Annotated in this window: 19 protein-coding genes and 1 riboswitch; of the genes, 10 read left to right on the top strand and 9 right to left on the bottom strand. The window is 42.7% G+C overall.

Annotated features, from left to right (window positions below; translation table 11 throughout):
• Window positions 1–3: 3 nt before the first annotated feature.
• Together B0X70_RS03585 and B0X70_RS03580 are read right to left on the bottom strand one after the other, a co-directional pair.
• Window positions 4–591 (bottom strand): prepilin peptidase-dependent protein, encoded by a 588-nt coding sequence (locus B0X70_RS03585; protein WP_217470897.1) that lies wholly within the window; start codon window positions 589–591, stop codon window positions 4–6.
• 167 nt (window positions 592–758) lie between these two features.
• Window positions 759–1,274 (bottom strand): prepilin peptidase-dependent protein, encoded by a 516-nt coding sequence (locus B0X70_RS03580; RefSeq protein WP_217470896.1) that lies wholly within the window; start codon window positions 1,272–1,274, stop codon window positions 759–761.
• Between the two features lie 373 nt (window positions 1,275–1,647).
• Between B0X70_RS03580 and B0X70_RS03575 the strand changes: the two genes are divergently transcribed.
• Window positions 1,648–1,782 (top strand): type II toxin-antitoxin system HigB family toxin, encoded by a 135-nt coding sequence (locus tag B0X70_RS03575; RefSeq protein WP_082300797.1) that lies wholly within the window; start codon window positions 1,648–1,650, stop codon window positions 1,780–1,782.
• Entirely contained in the window at window positions 1,779–2,201 is a 423-nt protein-coding gene (locus B0X70_RS03570) for a helix-turn-helix domain-containing protein (RefSeq protein WP_217470895.1), read from the top strand. Before B0X70_RS03575 ends, B0X70_RS03570 begins: the two co-directional genes overlap by 4 nt.
• Before the next feature lie 133 nt (window positions 2,202–2,334).
• On the opposite strand, the gene B0X70_RS03565 is transcribed toward B0X70_RS03570, so the two are convergent.
• From B0X70_RS03565 to rppH, 6 genes are all read right to left on the bottom strand, one after another.
• Window positions 2,335–2,667, bottom strand: a complete 333-nt coding sequence (locus tag B0X70_RS03565; RefSeq protein WP_052739388.1) for a hypothetical protein — start codon at window positions 2,665–2,667, stop codon at window positions 2,335–2,337.
• Window positions 2,664–2,930, bottom strand: coding sequence for a hypothetical protein (locus tag B0X70_RS03560; protein ID WP_110085946.1), 267 nt, complete (start codon window positions 2,928–2,930; stop codon window positions 2,664–2,666). Before B0X70_RS03560 ends, B0X70_RS03565 begins: the two co-directional genes overlap by 4 nt.
• A gap of 125 nt (window positions 2,931–3,055) precedes the next feature.
• Complete coding sequence (thyA, locus tag B0X70_RS03555; protein ID WP_217470894.1) at window positions 3,056–3,850, bottom strand: thymidylate synthase; 795 nt, start codon at window positions 3,848–3,850, stop codon at window positions 3,056–3,058.
• Window positions 3,847–4,722 (bottom strand): prolipoprotein diacylglyceryl transferase, encoded by an 876-nt coding sequence (gene lgt, locus B0X70_RS03550; protein WP_036812191.1) that lies wholly within the window; start codon window positions 4,720–4,722, stop codon window positions 3,847–3,849. Before lgt ends, thyA begins: the two co-directional genes overlap by 4 nt.
• A gap of 75 nt (window positions 4,723–4,797) precedes the next feature.
• Window positions 4,798–7,044, bottom strand: coding sequence for a phosphoenolpyruvate--protein phosphotransferase (gene ptsP / locus B0X70_RS03545; protein ID WP_217470893.1), 2,247 nt, complete (start codon window positions 7,042–7,044; stop codon window positions 4,798–4,800).
• Window positions 7,045–7,053: 9 nt separating this feature from the next.
• Window positions 7,054–7,584, bottom strand: a complete 531-nt coding sequence (gene rppH / locus B0X70_RS03540; protein ID WP_036812197.1) for an RNA pyrophosphohydrolase — start codon at window positions 7,582–7,584, stop codon at window positions 7,054–7,056.
• Between the two features lie 113 nt (window positions 7,585–7,697).
• A riboswitch (TPP riboswitch) is annotated at window positions 7,698–7,802 on the top strand.
• Window positions 7,803–7,874: 72 nt separating this feature from the next.
• Between rppH and thiB the strand changes: the two genes are divergently transcribed.
• From thiB to rluA, 8 genes are all read left to right on the top strand, one after another.
• Entirely contained in the window at window positions 7,875–8,888 is a 1,014-nt protein-coding gene (gene thiB / locus B0X70_RS03535) for a thiamine ABC transporter substrate binding subunit (RefSeq protein ID WP_217470892.1), read from the top strand.
• Window positions 8,864–10,474, top strand: coding sequence for a thiamine/thiamine pyrophosphate ABC transporter permease ThiP (gene thiP / locus B0X70_RS03530; protein WP_217470891.1), 1,611 nt, complete (start codon window positions 8,864–8,866; stop codon window positions 10,472–10,474). Before thiB ends, thiP begins: the two co-directional genes overlap by 25 nt.
• On the top strand, window positions 10,461–11,168 hold the full coding sequence (gene thiQ, locus B0X70_RS03525) for a thiamine ABC transporter ATP-binding protein ThiQ (RefSeq protein ID WP_217470890.1): 708 nt from the start codon (window positions 10,461–10,463) through the stop codon (window positions 11,166–11,168). Before thiP ends, thiQ begins: the two co-directional genes overlap by 14 nt.
• A gap of 118 nt (window positions 11,169–11,286) precedes the next feature.
• A complete protein-coding gene (locus B0X70_RS03520; protein ID WP_217470889.1) occupies window positions 11,287–11,766 on the top strand; it encodes an Hcp family type VI secretion system effector in 480 nt (159 codons plus the stop codon).
• A 2-nt stretch (window positions 11,767–11,768) separates the two neighbouring features.
• A complete protein-coding gene (locus B0X70_RS03515; RefSeq protein WP_217470888.1) occupies window positions 11,769–12,509 on the top strand; it encodes a hypothetical protein in 741 nt (246 codons plus the stop codon).
• Between the two features lie 1,088 nt (window positions 12,510–13,597).
• Window positions 13,598–15,946, top strand: coding sequence for a DNA polymerase II (locus tag B0X70_RS03510; RefSeq protein ID WP_217470887.1), 2,349 nt, complete (start codon window positions 13,598–13,600; stop codon window positions 15,944–15,946).
• Between the two features lie 195 nt (window positions 15,947–16,141).
• Entirely contained in the window at window positions 16,142–19,048 is a 2,907-nt protein-coding gene (rapA, locus tag B0X70_RS03505; protein ID WP_036812217.1) for an RNA polymerase-associated protein RapA, read from the top strand.
• Window positions 19,049–19,143: 95 nt separating this feature from the next.
• On the top strand, window positions 19,144–19,794 hold the full coding sequence (rluA, locus tag B0X70_RS03500) for a bifunctional tRNA pseudouridine(32) synthase/23S rRNA pseudouridine(746) synthase RluA (protein ID WP_036812219.1): 651 nt from the start codon (window positions 19,144–19,146) through the stop codon (window positions 19,792–19,794).
• 236 nt (window positions 19,795–20,030) lie between these two features.
• Here rluA and djlA read toward each other — a convergent pair whose 3' ends face one another.
• Entirely contained in the window at window positions 20,031–20,852 is an 822-nt protein-coding gene (gene djlA / locus B0X70_RS03495; protein ID WP_036776975.1) for a co-chaperone DjlA, read from the bottom strand.
• Window positions 20,853–20,880 lie beyond the last annotated feature (28 nt).

Raw genomic sequence — 20,880 nt, 5'->3', positions numbered from 1 at the left:
TACTTATCCCCTGATATTGCGCAAACGTATTACTGACTGATATTGGTAGTTTATCGATGGATGTTTAAACCAATGTGCAATAAGCGTTAATTTGATAAAAACTAAGCCATCTTTTGCCGGTAATTTTTCGGCTTTAAAGGAATCTACCACTATTTCATTTGGATCAAACAGCCTTTCCCAACCACTTTCTTGACAGTTACCGGCACCTCTTTTCCACTCTACTGACTTATTACTAAGGCGATAGCCAAAGAATTCCGATTCACTGTGTTCTGGCGGTTCCCATTGGTTATTTGTGTTAAGATCATATGCAATAATCAGGCATGAATCCTCACTCTCATCACTTTTATTACTGATTACTATCGGCTTGCCGTCACAATAATGCTGACAATATCCAGCACGGCGAATATCTTTCTCTATAATATGTAATGTTTGTTTAATAAAATAGCCTAAACGATATCTTTGATATAACTCCATTATTTGTTTAGTTAAAATAGGATAACTTTTAGCAATTGCCAGTAAGATAATACTACCAATAGCCATTGCTACAATAACTTCTAATAATGTCATTCCAGATTGGTTTTTATTTTTCATTATTCCAATAAAGCATCTCTTATTTTAATGAAAAAAGCATATACCCGTCATCTTTCAAGTTGCCTCTTTGTTGGCTGCACTCACTCACCCCGGTCACATAGTTACCTATGCTCCCGGGGATTCGCTCCCTTGCCGTCGCGATCCATCTTGAAATCCATAGGGTATAATTAATCACAAGCTGGAATTTGATTAAACTTATTATTACTACATGATCTCATCCTACCCCGAGAAGAAAAAATAATAGATATTTCTCCTGCGGAATTCGCTAAAGTAAAACTCGCGGGTATCATCGTATTTCTTATTCCATGAAATTCTATCTGATCCTTCGTTGCCGAACTGATAATAACATCTTGATGGGGAGAACTTATTCCCTCAACATTTTCCAAATCACAATCAGACAACACCGAATTAGAGAGCGTTATGCACCAGCCTTTTCCCGTTTTCAACCACAGCATTACCCTTTTATTCAGATAATTTGCCAAAGATTGTTGCCTGGCTATAAATGTCAATATCTTCTGTGCTGATTCCTGTAATCTAGCTCTTTCCTGGTGATATCCCCATTCCTGTACTCCCCATAAAGAGAATATTGAAACCAAAACAATAACGACCATCAATTCCAATAAAGAAAAACCTAATTGATTATCAATATTATAATGGCTAATTATATTAATGTTATTTCCCATTGATAATTCCTTATATCCTTTCGTAAAACATTTTATTCATTTTAAAAACAGAATAAATACATAATTAAATTTTATGCGAGAGCGCATCAATAAAAAAATAACAATCTACCATCGTTACATTTAAATTGCGTAGAGCTTCGCAAAAATCAACGAGAATAGTTATTTTTGTTTCTTATTATTGTCATACATTGTAAGATTATATGGCTATGAGGAAGAAGCTTCATGAATATAAGATCAAACGCTTTTATATGATAATGTCATTTTTATTAACTTATTCTAAATATAAATAATATCAGACCAGAAAATAATTAATTGAGAAGATTGTTTTAAGTATAGTGATCCAAGTGTTAAGTATCATGATCAATAGTGGTGTATCGATATTGGTGGTAATAATGTTCGGTTACTGACCTTTATCGAATTTTCAATGGAGCACTGTTACATTAAATACATCGTATCCCACGCAGAATACGACAAGTTAACCGACTACTACCGGAGAAACAGAGAATGATAAATTTTGCAGTCGTTCAGGAACGAGCTCACGCTCTGTTTTCAGAGATCCCTTGGCTGACCTACATCGATACCTCAGAACAGTACAAAGAAGCGATGGATTTAATTGATGAGCTTTTCAAAGACTATGACAACAACAAAGGGTTAATTGAGATTCTAGCTACAACAATTGAACGCTATGAAGATACTGCCCCTGAATTTGCAGAATTTAACCAGGCTATTGAAAATATTCCTACGGGGATTGCAACCCTACGAGTTCTAATGGATCAATACGGTCTTACGCCAGCCGACCTTAAAAACGAAATCGGAGAAGCTTCTCTGGTATCACAAATTCTGAGTGGAACAAAGTCACTGACAGTAACCCATATAAAAGCCCTGAGTAAACGTTTTAAGGTTTCTAGTGCAGTTTTTATCGATTAGCTTTATCTATTTCCACAACTGATTGAGTAACAAAAAGATTTTTTAAGATCTTTCATAATTGCTGTCTTAGGTCGGGTTTAATGCCGATCCTAACCTGACTCTAAGACTAATACACCATAAAGTGTTTTTACTATCAGTGTACGATCAGTAGTTGGTACAAGAGGGTAATTAAATCTTGGTTTGTGCTTGCGTATGCTAATATTTGAATTTCACCCCCGACTACATCATAAATGGCACGGAATTGCCGATCTTTGGAAAACCACTGGTGAAATTGTATTCCTTTATCCAGTAACATTGAGGAATAGCCGTATGCTAACGGGTTTTCCCCAATCAATCTCGATGATTCAATCAATAAATCATCTACCAAATTTTGAGCCGCTTCCAACCCTATTGTGTAAGCCTTGTAGTCTTCAATAATAGAAAGTGTCTGGTAGGCTGTTTCAGCAACTTGAACTTTATATATCACGTCCGACATTCCCTGCGTCTACGAAGTGCTTCTTCAGGAGTCATTTTTCTACCATCCATGATATCTTTCTTAGACAGCATAGCGATTTTAAGCAACGCCATCGCCTGTCTTTCTGCGTTTCTATCGGCTTGCTCCCTCTCACGTTCTGCTATCGGTTGAATAAACAATTCAGATACCCCATTTTTGGTAATAAACACGCCGCCCTCGAAATTCTCTGGGTTACTGAGTAGATCCCTAGCTTTTTTTTGAGAAAAGGTATTCATGGTCTTTTTCCTCCTACTTCTATGTATCTGTATACTATACCACCAAAATGAAAAGGGGAACAATTTATAATAAATTGTTCCCCAGAATGTTGACAAACATAGAAGAGCTATTTTAACCACAACCGTTAAATAGCAACCGGAGCCTTTATTCCTGGATGCGGGTCATAATCAACTATTTCAAAGTCATCAAATTTATAATCAAAAAGTGATTCCGGTTTACGCTTTATCACCAGTTTTGGCAGTGAACGCGGTTCACGACTGAGCTGTAAATTTGCCTGCTCCATATGGTTGCTATAAAGATGGGTGTCGCCACCGGTCCAGACAAAATCGCCCACTTCCAGATCACACTGTTGCGCCATCATATGCACCAGCAATGCATAGCTGGCAATATTGAACGGCAAACCAAGGAATACGTCACAAGAGCGCTGGTAAAGCTGACAGGAAAGTTTGCCATCCGCGACATAAAACTGGAAGAAAGCGTGGCATGGCGCTAATGCCATCTGCTCCAATTCACCAACGTTCCAAGCCGAAACAATGATCCTACGTGAATCTGGATCGCTTTTAAGCTGTTCCAGTACGGTTTTCAATTGGTCAATCTGACGGCCATCTGCGGTACCCCATGCACGCCATTGCTTACCATACACAGGCCCCAAGTCACCATTTTCATCCGACCATTCATCCCAAATAGTCACCCCATTTTCATGCAGATATTTAATATTGGTATCACCATTCAGAAACCAAAGAAGTTCATGAATAATTGAACGAATATGGCAGCGTTTAGTTGTAACTAGCGGAAAACCCTCCTGCAAATTGAAACGCATCTGATGCCCGAAAATGGAGAGAGTCCCCGTCCCGGTACGGTCTGCCTTCGGAGTGCCCTTTGCAAGCACTCTTGTCATTAAATCCAGATACTGTTTCATTTTACCTTTTGTACCTTATTACCTTGGTGTTTGTATGCCCATATCATCATTAAAATTCCCGCCAGAATCATTGGGATAGAAAGAATTTGCCCCATGCTGATCCCGTCGAATAAACCCAATTGTGCATCCGGTTGGCGGAAAAATTCGACTATCACTCGGAAAATACCGTAACCAATTAAGAATAAACCAGAAACACTGCCCATCGGCCGAGGTTTACGGATGTATAAATTCAAGATAATGAACAGAACGATCCCTTCCAACGCCATTTCATAAAGTTGTGAAGGGTGACGTGGCAGAACACCATATTGTTCAAGTACCGATAGCAATGAAGGCTCCGTTGCAGCCAGGGCAATATCTTCACTACGGGAGCTTGGGAACAGCATTGCCCACGGCGTATCCAAGGTGACGCGTCCCCACAACTCGCCATTAATAAAATTACCGATTCTCCCCATGCCTAAGCCAAAAGGGACTAACGGTGCAATGAAGTCGGCAACTTGTAAGAAATGGCGTTTCGTTCTGCGACCAAACCACCACATTGCGCAGATAACCCCCATCAAACCACCGTGGAAAGACATGCCACCGTCCCAAACTTTAAACAAATAAAGCGGGTTGTCGAGAAAGGCAGGGAAATTATAAAACAGGACGTAGCCCAAACGGCCGCCAACAAATACGCCAGCAAAACCTGCATAAAGTAAGTTCTCTACTTCGTTTTTCGTCCAACCACTATTGGGTTTCGCTGCTCTGCGTGTCGCTAGCCACATGGCGAATACAAACCCAACCAAGTACATGAAACCATACCAATGGAGGGCTATTGGACCTATTGAAAAAATAACCGGGTCAATATTAGGAAATGCCAGGTAGCTGTTACTCATCTTTCCCCACTTAATATTTAGCGTTAATGCCCTAAGGCAAGTGATTGAGAATCATAGCACAGGCGGTTAAACGGATTAAATGCTACCTCTGACCAAACCGCCAACCCCATGCTGCTCCATAAATGTTGCTGATAGCTCCTTTACTCTTAGGCTGGTTTCAGCTTGTAATATTTCGGCCATTAATTTTTCAACCTGAGCCATCTCCAGATGACGCAATAAATACTTAATTCTTGGCACACTACAACCACTCATACTCAGGCTACGATAGCCAAGACCAATCAATAATAACGCACCCATCGGGGTTCCTGCCATTTCACCACAAATACTGATCGTAAGACCTACTCGTTGGCTATTTTCAAATACCAGTTTTAATGCCCGAATCACCGCCGGATGCAAACAATCATAAAGAGAGGCGACGTAGGTGTTATTCCGATCCACCGCCAATAGATACTGCGTTAGGTCATTGGTGCCAATAGACACAAAATCAACTCTGTTTTTGAGTTGTGGCAACAGAAAAATCATCGAAGGAACCTCAATCATTACACCAAGTTGAGGCATAGGTATTTGACACGCCAGAATTTGCTCGACTTCCTCTTTCGCCCTGTCTACTAATCGCTTAGCTTCATCAATTTCTTCTACATTCGTCACCATTGGCAACAGGATTTTCAGATTGCCCGTGTCAGCATTAGCTCTGAGCATTGCCCTAAGCTGAATAAGAAAAATCTCCGGTTGATCCAACGTCACCCGTATACCACGCCATCCCAAACAAGGGTTATCTTCGCTAATCGGCATATAAGGCAGTTGTTTATCCGCACCGATATCAAGTGTACGTAATACCACCGGTTTATCGGGAAATAATTGCAACATTTCCTGATAACGCGCTTTTTGTTCATCTTCTGACGGGAAACCACTGTGCAACATAAAGGGTATTTCGGTGCGATAGAGTCCAACACCATCAATACTGCTACTGATTTGTAACTCATATTTCAGGCTTAAACCTGCATTAAGCTGAACCAGAATGCGTTCACCACTTTTGAGCCGCGCTTCCTGATCAACATCCCCCTCAGCCAGTTTGCTCAGTGCTTTTTCTTCCTCAATAATCTGTTTATATTCCTGCGAAATCAGTGGTTCAGGTTCAATAAAAACTTCTCCACGGAAACCATCAAGAATCAGCATACGATTGTGCAGGAGTTCCGGCTGGATATCTGCCCCCATAATGGCCGGGATACCCATTGCACGTACCAATATGGCAGAGTGTGAATGGGTAGCGCCATCACGAACAATAACTCCTGCTAATCTTTCTTGCGGCACTTCTGCCAATAGGTTGGCACTCAGTTCATCTGCAACCAGAATAAACCATTCAGGCCATTGATGGCTGGCAGTCAGTGAATCATCAAGATGAAATAGTAATCGCTGCCCAAGCGCCCGTAGATCTGATGCCCTTTCCCGCATATAAGCATCCTGCAAGCTGGCAAATTGTTCTGCGTATTTCTCAATAACTTGTTTAACCGCCCATTGCGCAACAGATCCCTGTTCAACACAGGAGAACAGATCTTGTTTCAACTGAGGGTCATTCAAAAGGTAGGAATAAAGATTAAAAATTGCAGCACTCTCTTTTTGAGAACCCGCGGTAAAACGTTTACTGAGCCGACGACATTCTGCTGTTGCATCTTCAAGTGCCTGAATCAAACGAGAACGTTCTGCTGCATGATCAAGGGTTGAAGCTTCAAAAATTTGGTCAAGTGAGGGTTGGGAACAATCTTGCCATCCCTGAGCCATCACGATGCCATTGGAAATTGCCAGCGCTTTAATTCTGGTTTGCCGATACTGACCAAACAATCCCTTAGTCTGAGCTTGAACAAGGATCACCGCCAGTTGTGTCGCAAGAGTCACCATAAAGGACTCTTCGGTTTCATTAAACAGGCGTTGTTCCTGCTGCTGAACGACTAAAACACCTTGCAACTGGCGGCGATAGACCACCGGAACGCCCAAAAACGCGCGGAAGCTATCCTCTTTCACTTGAGGCAAATATTTGAAACTTGGATGGCTGCGAATATCAGCCAGATTAATCAGTTCAGACAATTGACCAACTTGTCCGACGACTCCCTCACCAAAAGCCAAACTGACAGCCCTTCCCCGGGGTTTCCTCAACCCTCGGGTTGCCATCAGGTAATAACACCGCCGTTGATGATCAGCAAGATAGATAGAACAGACATCCGTGTTCATCGCCAGACAGGTCTCGTTCACCAATAGCTCAAGCGCTTCGGCCAGATTGGTTGCCATAGCAACTTTTTCAACAATTTCCCGTAAGCGCATGAGCATAGAACTCACCTAACTTCTTTTGCGACGATAAGAATACGAAGAACGTGGCAGAGATGAGCTTTCCTGCATTGGCATGACAACCGAAGAAAACTCTTTCATCACGCGCCGATAAACATCACGCTTAAAAGAGACAACCTGCCGGACAGGATACCAATAGCTGACCCAACGCCAACCATCGAACTCCGGGGTATTACTGTGTTGCACATTAATATCTTCTTCATTACAGAGCAGTTGTAATAAAAACCACCGCTGTTTTTGACCGATACAGACAGGTCGAGTATCCCAACGCACCAAACGCTTGGGTAATTTGTAACGCAACCAATTACGAGTAGAAGCCAGAACGCGTACATCTTTCCGACCTAAACCCACTTCTTCATACAGTTCCCGGTACATAGCCTGTTCTGGTGATTCCCCCGGATTAATGCCCCCTTGAGGAAATTGCCAGGAATGCTGCCCATAACGCCGCGCCCACAAAACCTGGCCTTGCCGATTACAAATTACAATTCCTACATTCGGGCGGTAGCCATCATCATCGATCACCAGACTACCTCGATAAACTAAATTTGAAAGATGACTAATTGTTTCACACTACCCTCAAGTGGTAAACCTCTATCATTGGACTTTGCAGTCGCTAGCTAAATCTCTACAATAGCGCCATCTCAACGGGGTGCTGGCTGTTTAAAACAGCCTTGCTGAGAGTAAACCCGCCGAACCTGATCCGGCTAATACCGGCGTAGGGATTTGAGCTGCTAACTATTTCACAAACGTTATTTTGCCGTTTAGCGCTTCCTCAAATCCTTTGCCAATCCTCTTAATGTAAGGAGAGCAAAGTGTTTAAGACGTTATTTTCCAAATTAATCGTACTGACGGCCCTATCAGCCCCTATGTTGCTATTGAGTCAGGTTGTACAGGCTAAGCCGGTATTAACGGTCTATACCTATGACTCTTTTGCCGCAGAATGGGGTCCCGGACCCGCAATTAAAAAAGCCTTTGAAGCTGAATGTGACTGTGAACTGAAACTGGTTGCTCTGGAAGATGGTGTTTCTTTGCTCAATCGCCTAAGAATGGAAGGAAAGCGTACTGCTGCCGATATTATTCTTGGGTTGGATAACAACTTGATTCAAGCAGCTCAACAAACGGGGCTGTTCACTGAAAGTCAAGTGGATATCAGCAAGCTGGCGCTGCCGGTGTCATGGCATAACCAGATATTTATTCCTTATGACTATGGCTATTTTGCTTTCATTTACAACAAAAAGAGTTTGCCAAATCCGCCAAAAAGCATGGATGAGCTAATCAACAGCCACAATAATTGGAAAGTGATCTATCAAGATCCTCGCACCAGCACACCGGGGCAAGGTTTGCTGCTATGGATGCAGAAAATTTATGGTGATGATGCCCCACAAGCCTGGAAAAAACTGGCAAAGAAAACACTAACTGTTACCAAAGGCTGGAGTGAAGCTTACGGTCTGTTCCTGAAAGGAGAAGGCGATCTGGTACTAAGCTATACCTCTTCACCGGGCTACCACCTCTTATCTGAGAAGACAGACGATTATGCTGCCGCTACCTTTAATGAAGGTCATTACCTGCAAATCGAAGTGGCCGCACAACTGGCCTCCAGTAAGCAACCAGAGCTTGCCCAGAAATTTATGCAGTTTATGCTGACCCCAGCTTTCCAACAGGAAATTCCAACCACTAACTGGATGTATCCGGTCATTGATATCCCACTTCCAGAAGTGTATTCACAGCTTTCAATACCTGAAAAATCGCTGCAATATCCCGCAGAAGAAGTCGCAAAATACCGTAACCAATGGATTCGTACATGGCAAAGCGCTGTCAGCCGATGATTGCTCGATGTCTGTTACCGGGGGCCATTGCCTCCGGTCTTTTACTATTGGTCGCCTTACTAGCGTTCGGTGCACTTTGGTTTAATGCACCTGAACGTAATTGGTCTTTACTGGCGGAAGATAGCTATCTGTGGCATGTGGTGGGTTTTACATTCTGGCAGGCTTTTTTATCGGCGCTGTTTTCTGTTATCCCGGCTATTTTTCTTTCCAGAGCCCTCTATCGCCGTCATTTTCCAGGCCGAAATCTATTTCTCCGCCTATGTGCTATGACGCTGGTTTTGCCTGTATTGGTCGCTCTATTCGGCATTCTGACGGTCTATGGCAGAGCCGGCTGGCTGGCTCAGTTCTGTGAATGGATCAGCATCGATTACCATTTCACCCCTTATGGTCTACCAGGAATTTTGCTGGCACATATCTTCTTTAATATGCCACTAGCGACACGGCTTTTACTGCAATCACTGGAAAACATCGCGGTGGAACAACGGCAATTAGCGGCTCAGCTAGGTATGAATGAATGGCAACATTTCCGTTTTGTTGAATGGCCTTATCTACGCCGCCAAATCCTGCCCACTGGCGCACTGATTTTTATGCTCTGTTTCGCCAGTTTTGCTACCGTGCTGGCGTTAGGTGGCGGACCTGCTGCAACAACTGTCGAACTGGCAATCTATCAGGCGTTAAGCTATGACTACGATCTCAACCGCGCCGCATTACTGGCGTTGATTCAGATCACCTGCTGCCTTGGCCTTGTGCTCCTCAGCCAGAAGCTTAACAGTGCTCTATCTGTCGGCTACAGCAACCAACAGCAATGGCGTAATCCACAGGACACTTTGTTGAGAAAAATCTGCGACAGCCTGTTAATTATCGCAGCATTATTACTGCTCGTGCCGCCATTATTGGCGGTTATCTTGGATGGCCTGAACAGCGGGTTGCTTAACGTATTGCGCCAGCCTGCATTGTGGCAGGCATTTATCACCTCAGTGGTGATTGCTTTAGGCGCGGGGTTATTATGTGTTTTATTCACTATGATGCTGCTGTGGAGCAGCCGTGAGTTGTACCTGCGTCATTCCCCCCATTGGGGACAAGCAATGGAAATGAGTGGTTTGTTGATCCTTTCTATGCCGGGCATTGTATTGGCAACAGGATTCTTTCTGTTGCTCAACGATACCGTCGGCCTGCCCCGTTCACCCTATGGTCTGGTAATTTTAACCAACGCACTAATGGCAATTCCCTATGCGCTGAAAGTTCTGGATAATCCAATGAAAGATCTGGCGGCCCACTATAATCCACTGTGTCGCTCCCTGAATATTCAAGGTATTAACCGACTACGCTGGATTGAACTAAAAGCACTGAAAGTTCCTCTGGCACAAGCGCTGGCCTTTGCTTGCGTCCTTTCCATTGGAGATTTTGGCGTTGTCGCTCTGTTTGGTAATGAAGATTTCCGTACACTGCCCTTCTATCTCTACCAGCAAATCGGGGCTTACCGGAGCCAGGATGGCGCAATCACTGCTTTATTGCTGTTATTGTTATGTTTTATGCTGTTTAGTTTACTTGAACGCTTACCGAGACTACGTAATGCTCAAACTTGAAAATCTGACTTACCGCTATGAACATCTGGTGATGCGCTTTGACTTGCAAATTAAGGCCGGAGAACGTATCGCAATCCTAGGCCCCAGTGGGGCAGGTAAAAGTACACTGCTAAACCTGATCGCCGGTTTTCAAACAGCAGAAAAAGGCTCCCTATGGCTGAACGAGAAAAATCATACCAGTACGTCACCAGCTCAACGCCCGGTCTCCATGTTGTTTCAGGAAAATAATCTCTTCTCTCATTTGACAATTGAGCAAAATATTGGACTAGGCTTACATCCCGGGTTACGCCTTAATAGCACGCAGAAACAGACATTACAGCAAATAGTCTCTCAAGTTTCGTTGGAAGATTGCCTGACTCGTCTGCCTGCTCAACTTTCTGGTGGGCAACGGCAGCGGGCAGCATTAGCCCGTTGCCTGGTACGCCAGCAGCCCATTTTATTACTTGATGAGCCTTTTTCTGCCCTAGATCCGGCACTGCGTAATGAAATGCTGATATTACTGGAACAAATTTGCCATGAACGCCAGCTTACATTACTGATGGTTTCCCATAATCTGGATGATGCCGCTCGTATAGCTGATCGCGCTTTATTAATCGTTGATGGCAATATCCATTATGACGGCTTAACAAATACACTGGTTGCCGGCACTGTTCCTGAAGCTGCTATTTTGGGGAGGAAAGTCGCTTCTATTTAGTACTTCGATTATTTCCTTCTGTGACCAAAGTCTATATTTTAAAAATAAAACTGGGTAATATAAATCTTTTTTGTTATAAGTGTTTTTTATGTGTTAATTTTTCAGAAAGGATTTAATAATGTCTAATTTGATTTATGCGACCATAAAAGGAAAGAACCAAGGGTTAATTTCAGCTAGCTGTTCTACTTTTGATTCTATTGGTAATAAATATCAAGAGAACCACCGGGATCAAATACTAGTTTACTCCGCTACACATTCTTTAACTCGAGTACAACATGTAAACCATCATCCTTTTAATATCATAAAACCCATCGATAAATCCTTTCCTTTACTTGGACTAGCAATTTCAAACAACGAAGAACTTCATATCCTGTTAGATTTTTATAGAACTTCGTCAGAAGGCGCTCAAGAAAAGTTTTATTCAATAGAATTAACAAAAGCAAAAATAAATGCTTTTCATACTAATTACCCCCACTCTTTAACTCATGCAGAAAATCAGCCAGAAGAGAGTATTTCTGTCATTTATCAAAATATAACTTGGAGTCATCACATTGCTGGTACTTCTGCTTATAGCATCAGAGATGATGAGGTTTATTAAGAATGAATAAATTGCGTGACAGGGTATTAAGTAATAATTTTTGTACATATAACTCAAGTTCTAGGCCATCTTTTAGACGATGGGATGAAATAGATGCTTCAATTTATCTTCTTAATCAATTTATTCCAGGCTCAGTAAATTATCTGGATGGTTATAAAGATGCATATGTGAAATATAACAGAAACCTAATTTTAAAATATGCCCATATAGAACAAATCCCACCAAATCTTTTGGCTGGTGTTGCCAGAATAGAAGCGGGCGGTAAACCAGATATGTGGAAGTTAAACACTATTACAATGAGGCAATGGCGTGAACAGGCTTTTAATCTTGATAAAACTCGCTCAAAAGGCTCAAATGAAACTTCTACGGGTATAGTTGCAATACAGATAAGACATGTAGCAGATATGATGGGTTTCGACTCAAATACATTAACAACAACAGACCAGTTAGAAATTGCAACTTGCCTTCAAATTGATGAATTTAATATTAAAATGGTTGCTCGTCATTTAAGAGATTTAATTCTCTATGATTATCCTAATGCAGATACCAAGAACTTAACAAAAGAACAATATATCATGGCTGGTTCTAGATATAACCGTGGCATAACAAGAAAAAAGGGAGATTTCATAAGAATAATGAATACTCCGCCTGAATTAAGCACTACTGATGAAAAAAAATGGATTTCTTACGGAGTAAGTATATATAAGCGGCTGGATTATTTAGATAATTTACTTAAAGGATAAAAAATGAAAATATCAGATATATTTACATTTTTTATGTTAAGTTTTTTATCCTTTGGATTAATTAACTCATTCGCTTTTCCTAGGGTTACAGACTTTTTTGACTTCAACTCAATTGATTGTGATATATGGCAATATGAAGATGGAGGTATTGATATAATCACTTCCATATTTATATTAATCCCACTTAGTCCTTTTTATATAGCCTGTTTTTACAAGTCATATGCTTTATTTAAAAACAATAAAATTAGATCAATAAGCTATTTTATTTTTGCCTCCACTTTTATTCTTTATTGGTTCTATACTTACTACGCTAGATTTATGTTTTATTGCTAGATAAGATAAGAAAAATAGCTCTGGTTGAATTATGAAATATAAAAACCTATCTCAATAGTGATTATCCATCGTAGATTATCATCCATAACTCATCTCTGGCGAATTTTTGTAAAATGAAACATTTTATTCCTACCCATAAAGCCAGCCGCTCTCTCGAACGTTACCAGATGGGTTACTAGTCAGATAAAATCTAAATATTCTCAAACAATTTTTTCTACTAATAATAACCATATTTTAATAACCATGATTTTTAAAAATTTAAATAAATAGTTATTTAGAGTATTAAATATTTAGGTTCGTCAGACGTGCCTGCAAATATTTCTATTCTATATTCCGCCGTACCTTGTGCCGAAAATTATTATATATTAGCCAGATAAATGGGTGGTGATTATAAGGCAATGACATTTATTATCACATGGAATACGTTATTATCCATCATTACTGTAACTTTAATTATTGGTAGTGTTTAATTATATAAATACACTCAAGAATAAAGCTATATAATATTGAAATCGTATTGAAAATAACGAATGAAATACATTTTCTACGACTATACTCTTATAGATATATTCAATAATACCTGTCTATTTCATTAGAGCTATTTATTTTCCATTCTTTGCAATTAATTCGGCAATGTTTCGATTATCATTTATGCACCACATCACAATATAGTGAGATTAGGCAACTGTATAAATAACCATGATTCAATGCTATAATTGTAGTTATTTTCAACAAATATAAGCGCCTGCCTCTATATGCAACAGAATCATGCTGAACAAGGTTTTATACTGACACGCCATTGGAGGGATACTCCCTCGGGTATTGAGGTGGAATACTGGCTGGTGACAGATCAGGGGCCACGTCATATAAAAATTCTTCACCAACAAGCTGTTGCTTTTATCTTGCAAGCTAATATGCCGCAGGTAGAAAAAATTCTGGCGCAAGAGCGCAACTACCATCTCCGCCCACTGTCATTGAAAGATTTCAATCGCCAGCCTGTTGCCGCGCTTTATTGCCAGCAATATCGCCAATTACAACGGATTGAGAAAGTGCTACAGCAACAGGAAATTCAAGTTTATGAAGCAGATATCCGTCCACCAGACAGGTTTATGATGGAACGTTTTATCACTGCTCCCATCTGGTTCAGTCAGGCGCCTAATGGTAGCTATCAGATGAAACCCAACCCAGCTTATCGCCCAACATTGAAATGGGTATCCCTAGATATTGAAACCAGCCGACATGGAGAACTCTATTCCATTGGATTAGCAGGACGTGCTCAGCAAAAAGTATTTATGCTTGGCCATGCTAACGGTAATGAGCACCCGGTAAACTTTGATTTGGAATATGTAGCAAGTCGTCCGCAAATGCTGGAAAGACTCAACGAGTGGCTGGAAAAATATGACCCTGACGCCATTATTGGCTGGAACCTGATTCAGTTCGATCTGCGGATTTTACAAAAACATGCTGAGCGCTACGGTGTTCCACTGAAATTTGGACGGGCTGGAGGGTTACTGGAGTGGCGGGAGCATGGCTTTAAACCGGGGCACTTTTTCGCTTCCACGGCCGGTCGGTTGATTATTGATGGTATTGAAGCACTGAAAACCGCTACCTGGAATTTTCCTTCTTTCAGTCTGGAATATGTCTCGCAAGAACTACTGGGCGAAGGCAAAGCCATTGATACACCCTATCAGCGTATGGATGAGATTGACCGCCGTTTCCAGCAAGATAAGCCCGCACTGGCGCAATATAACCTGCAAGACTGTATTCTGGTAAACCAGATTTTCGATAAAACCCACTTAATGAAGTTCCTGTTGGAAAGGGCAACAGTTACCGGTCTCGCCGTAGATCGCAGTGGCGGTTCAGTCACCGCTTTCACCCATCTTTATATGCCAAAAATGCACCGCATCGGTTATGTCGCCCCAAATCCAGGCGGGAAGCCTGAAGATAACAGCCCCGGTGGTTTCGTAATGGATTCTCGCCCCGGCTTGTATGATTCAGTGATAGTGCTGGATTATAAAAGTCTGTATCCCTCGATTATCCGCACTTTTCTTATCGATCCTGTCGGTATGGTGGAAGGTCTGGCACAGCCGGACAGCAAGCATGCGGTTCCCGGTTTTCGCAATGCCTTCTTTTCCCGTACTCAGCACTGTTTGCCTGATATCGTGACGCAAATCTGGCATGAACGTGACGCAGCAAAAAAACAGCATAACGCCCCATTGTCACAAGCATTGAAGATCATCATGAACGCTTTCTACGGCGTTCTTGGGGCGGAGGGCTGTCGTTTCTTCGACCCGCGCCTGACCTCTTCCATTACTATGCGCGGCCACGAAATTATGCTCCAGACCAGAAAGCTGATTGAATCTCAAAACTATCAAGTTATCTACGGTGATACAGATTCTATCTTTATATGGCTGAAACAAGCGCATGAAGAAGAACTGGCTCTCAGTATCGGCAAAGAACTTGCGCGATTCGTTAACCAATGGTGGCAAAAACACCTGCAAGAACATTTTGGGCTTAAAAGCACCCTTGAGTTGGAATTTGAAACTCACTATCGCCGTTTTCTGATGCCAACCATCCGTGGGGCTGAACAAGGCAGTAAGAAACGTTATGCCGGTCTGAGTGGTGACCGCATAGTCTATAAAGGTCTGGAAACAGTACGCACTGACTGGACACCTCTGGCGCAAAATTTCCAGAAGCAACTGTATTCACTGATTTTTCATGAACAGCCTTACCAAGAGTTTATCCGTGGTTATGTTACCAGTACCCTAAAAGGAAAATTTGATGATAAACTAATCTACCGTAAAAGGTTGGGCCGTAAGTTGTCTGACTATCAGCGCAATGTACCACCCCATGTGAGGGCAGCAAGGCTGGCAGATGAATACAATCTGCAACATAACCGGCCCTTGCAGTACCAAAATGGAGGTTGGATAAGCTATGTCATGACACAATCCGGGCCGGAACCACTGGAAAATCTGCATTCATCACCAGACTATGATCACTACATCAATAAGCAACTTCAGCCTATCGCTGATGCTATCCTGCCGTTTTTACAGGATGATTTTATAACTTTACTCACCGGACAGATGGTAATGCCTTTTGGCTAATTACTATTTGGCTGATTACTATTTTTTGCAGGTGACGACCGGCTTTGCTTCCATTAACATATCGCCCCTTTGACGAGTGATAAGGGAATTAACGGGGTGTCTTGCTGTCTGCCCATTATCTCCGTTAGACCAAATAAAAAGCTGTCGTCCTTCACCTATGAATAACATTATCTAACAAAAACTGAGTTAAAATTTATGCCATTTACCCTCGGTCAACGCTGGATCAGCGATACAGAAAGCGAACTTGGATTAGGAACCGTTGTTGCACTGGACGCACGAATGGTCACTTTGCTCTTTCCTGCCAGCGGCGAAAACCGTCTCTATGCACGCAATGATTCTCCTATTACCCGTGTTATGTTTAACTCGGGGGATGTTGTCACCAGCCATGAAGGCTGGCAACTCAAAGTGGATGAAGTCCAACAAGAAAATGGCCTGCTGATTTATACAGGCACACGGCTTGATACTCTGGAAGAGAATATCAGTCTGCGCGAAGTGCTCCTTGACAGTAAACTTACCTTCAACAAACCACAGGATCGCCTGTTTGCTGGTCAGATTGACCGTATGGACCGCTTTGCCTTGCGTTTTCGCGCCCGTAAATATCAAAGCGAACAATTTAAACTGGCTGAAAGCGGTTTGCGGGGTATCCGCGCCAGCCTGATCCCTCATCAACTTCATATCGCTAATGAAGTCGGCAAACGCTACGCGCCAAGGGTTCTATTGGCCGATGAAGTCGGTTTAGGTAAAACCATCGAAGCCGGGATGATCATCCACCAGCAATTGCTGGCCGGTCGTGCTGAACGCGTTCTGGTGATTGTACCCGATAGCCTTCAACATCAATGGCTGGTAGAAATGCTACGCCGTTTCAACCTGCGTTTCGCCCTGTTTGACGATAGCCGCTATACCGAAGCACGACATGACAGTGATAATCCATTTGAAACAGAACAATTGATACTCTGTTCACTGGATTTTGTCCGCCGTAATAAACAGCGTTTTGAGCATATGCTTGAAGCTAGCTGGGATCTGATGGTGGTGGATGAAGCTCACCATCTGGCCTGGAGCGAGGATGCTCCTAGCCGTGAATATCAGGTTGTCGAACAATTAGCTGAACAGATCCCAAGTGTACTGCTATTGACTGCAACACCAGAACAGCTAGGGCAAGAAAGCCATTTTGCCCGTCTACGTCTACTTGATCCAAACCGTTTCCACGATTATCAGGCTTTTATCGACGAACAACAAAAATACCGTCCAGTTGCCGATGCTGTCACACTGCTGTTATCCGGTGAACAACTTAATAATAATCAATTAAACCTAATGGGTGAATTGATTAGCGAGCAAGATATTGAGCCTCTGCTGAAAGCCGCCAATAGTAATAGCGATGAAAGTGAAACCGCACGTCGTGAACTGATTTCCATGCTGATGGATCGTCACGGCACCAGCCGTATTCTGTTCCGTAATACCCGTAATGGCGTAAAAGGCTTCCCCCGTCGCGAACTGCACCAGATCAAGTTGCCTCTGCCATCCCAATATCAGACCGCTATTAAAGTCTCCGATATTATGGGTGCTAAAAAATCACTGGAAGCACGCGCATGGGATATGCTCTACCCAGAACAAATTTATCAGGAGTTTGAAGGCGAAAACGCTACCTGGTGGAACTTTGATCCCCGCGTAGAGTGGCTACTTGGTTTTCTGATGGCAAATCGTCATGAGAAAGTGCTGGTAATTTGTGCTAAAGCAACCACTGCTCTGCAACTGGAACAGGTACTACGTGAGCGCGAAGGGATTCGTGGCGCTGTTTTCCATGAAGGTCTATCACTGATTGAACGTGATCGCGCCGCAGCCTATTTTGCTTCCGAAGAAGAAGGAGCTCAGGTATTACTGTGTTCCGAAATTGGCTCAGAAGGCCGCAACTTCCAGTTCGCTAACCAATTAGTGATGTTTGATTTACCATTCAATCCAGATTTACTAGAACAACGTATCGGACGCCTGGATCGTATCGGCCAAAGCCGTGATATCCAGATTAGTGTGCCTTATCTGGAAAATACCGCCCAAGCTGTCCTGATTCGTTGGTATCACGAAGGTTTGGATGCATTCGAGTATACCTGCCCAACCGGTCGTACTATTTATGATCACTATTATGAAACTCTGCTGAACTATCTTGCCAAACCCAATAGTCAGGAAAAATTTGGTGAATTTATTGATCAGTGCCGCCAGCAACATGAGCAACTCAAACAGCAACTGGAGCAAGGCCGTGACCGGCTGCTGGAAATGAACTCCAACGGTGGCGAACATGGTTTGCAACTGGCAGAAAAAATTTCAGAGTATGATAATGATACTGATTTGGTGAACTTCTCACTCAACTTATTTGATATCGTTGGTATTAATCAGGAAGATCGCAATGACAACATGATAGTGCTGACACCATCCGATCATATGCTGGTCCCAGATTTCCCTGGGTTACCCAAAGATGGTTGTACTATCACCTTTAATCGTGAACAGTCCCTGTCTCGTGAAGATGCTCAGTTTATCAGTTGGGAGCACCCAATTATCCGTAATGGATTGGATCTGATCCTTTCCGGCGATACGGGTAGCTGTGCGGTATCCCTTTTGAAAAATAAAGCATTACCTGTTGGAACCCTGCTGGTAGAACTGATCTACGTAGTTGAAGCTCAAGCCCCGAAACACCTGCAATTGACCCGTTTCCTTCCACCAACGCCATTGCGGATACTGATGGACCTGAAAGGCAATAATCTGGCTGGTCAGGTGGAGTTTGAAAGCTTTAACCGCCAACTTAATGCAGTGAATCGTCATACTGCAAGTAAACTGGTCAATGCGGTACAAAAAGAAGTTCACGCTATTTTGCAACAGGCCGAAGGTTTAGTAGAAACTCAGGCTCAATCATTGATTGAACAAGCGAAACAGCAAGCAGATGAAAATCTCACTGCTGAACTTTCCCGTTTGGAAGCCTTGAAGGCCGTCAATCCAAATATTCGTGATGATGAATTGGAAGCCATTGAATCCAATCGCCAACAGTTGCTGCTTAACTTAAATCAGGCAGGCTGGCGTCTGGATGCTATTCGCCTTGTTGTCGTTACGCATCAGTAAATATTAGCAATACCCGGAGGCTAAACCGGAATGGGGTAAACTTTACTAAGCACCCTATTCCATGCCTCCCCTAATATTCAGCTACCGGAGCCTCAATGGAAGCTTATAACCCTCCTACCGATCCTTGGTTACATGTGCTTTATCAGGATCAACATATCATCGTAGTCAATAAACCCAGCGGGTTACTCTCTGTTCCCGGTCGGGCAGAAGAACATAAAGACAGCATTATGACGCGGATACAACAACAGTTTCCCACGGCAGAATCTGTTCACCGACTAGATATGGCAACCAGCGGCGTAATGGTAGTTGCATTAACCAAAGACGCAGAGCGTGAATTAAAACGCCAATTCCGTGAACGAGAACCGGAAAAAACCTATATTGCGCGGGTTTGGGGACGTCTGGAACCAAAAACTGGTCTTGTCGATTTACCGCTGATTTGTGACTGGCCGAATCGACCAAAGCAGAAAGTGTGTTTTGAAACCGGGAAATCGGCTCAAACTGAATACGAAGTACTCGCTTACGAAGATGAGGCAACGCGAGTAAAACTCTCACCGATAACCGGTCGTTCACATCAGCTCAGAGTACATATGCTAGCACTTGAACATCCGATTCTGGGAGATCGGTTTTATGCTCACCAGCAGGCAAGAGCAATGGCGCCTCGCCTGCAATTACATGCACAAGAGTTATATATCACACATCCGGCCTATGGAACGCCAATGCATTTTCAGTGTAAAGCCGATTTTTGATTAATAGACAAATACAGTAACCGAATCCAATGAAGCCAATATCAAACATAAGGCCAAGCCACAACAAGCCAAAAGAACACGGATATTTGCCATTTTTTGCCTTCCTCCTAAATTAAAACAAAATAAAACATAAAATATTCTAATATTTTAGAGAAATAAAAAATAAACTCAACAGCCGTAGGGGATGTTATTCCCCTATATATTTAGTGGCATGTTTTTAAAGATAAAAAAATAGCCTATTTAAAACCCTTCTCTTTTTTAATGAGATCATAGGCAGCCTGAATTGATTGGGCCTTTTGTTTAGCAATCTCCATCATTTCCGGTGGTAAACCTTTTGCCACCAGCTTATCCGGATGGTGTTCACTCATCAATCTACGATAGGCACGTTTAATTGTCGTCGCGTCATCCTTTTCACGCACACCTAACACCTTACAAGCGTCCGCAAGTGTTGGCCCCTGTGCGGCCCTCTGATAACCGCCATACTGCCGTTGCCGCCACTCTCCTCCATCACCGAAATTGCGGCCACCTTCCATCATGGCAAGGAATTGTTCAAATTGGTTACGAGAGATCCCAAGTTCATCAGCAATAATAAACAGCACCTTCCTCTCATTCGGATGCAATTGCCCATCAGAAAATGCAGCCTGTAATTGGATCTCCAAAAACATGCGAACTAAGTCAGACCGGCCAAAACAGGCACGACGCAATTGTCTTAGTGTCTCACGCAAAGGAAAATTGGGCTCTTTACCTTCACGAAAAGCCTGCTGTGCTGCTATCCTGGCTTGTCCGTGAAGTTGCATGCGATCCATTAACTGGCTCGCAAGACGAATATCTGTTTCAGTCACCCGCCCTTTTGATTTAGTAATATGCCCCAGCACCTGAAAAGTACTACTGAAAAATAGCAATTGACGAGACTGATTATTTGCAAAAAAACCTTGGTTTCTCCGTGCACTCGCCCTATCAAGCATATGACCAATAAACAGACCAATGACAATACCCCAAAAGCCGGCCCCAGACACAACACCAAAAATCAGCCCAAGCAATTTTCCCCAATAATGCATATACTCCTCAATTCACCAATGCTCTGAG

The organism is Photorhabdus akhurstii (assembly GCF_019090985.1).
Taxonomy (GTDB): Bacteria; Pseudomonadota; Gammaproteobacteria; order Enterobacterales; family Enterobacteriaceae; genus Photorhabdus; species Photorhabdus akhurstii.
This window is presented reverse-complemented; position numbering and strand designations above follow the sequence as displayed.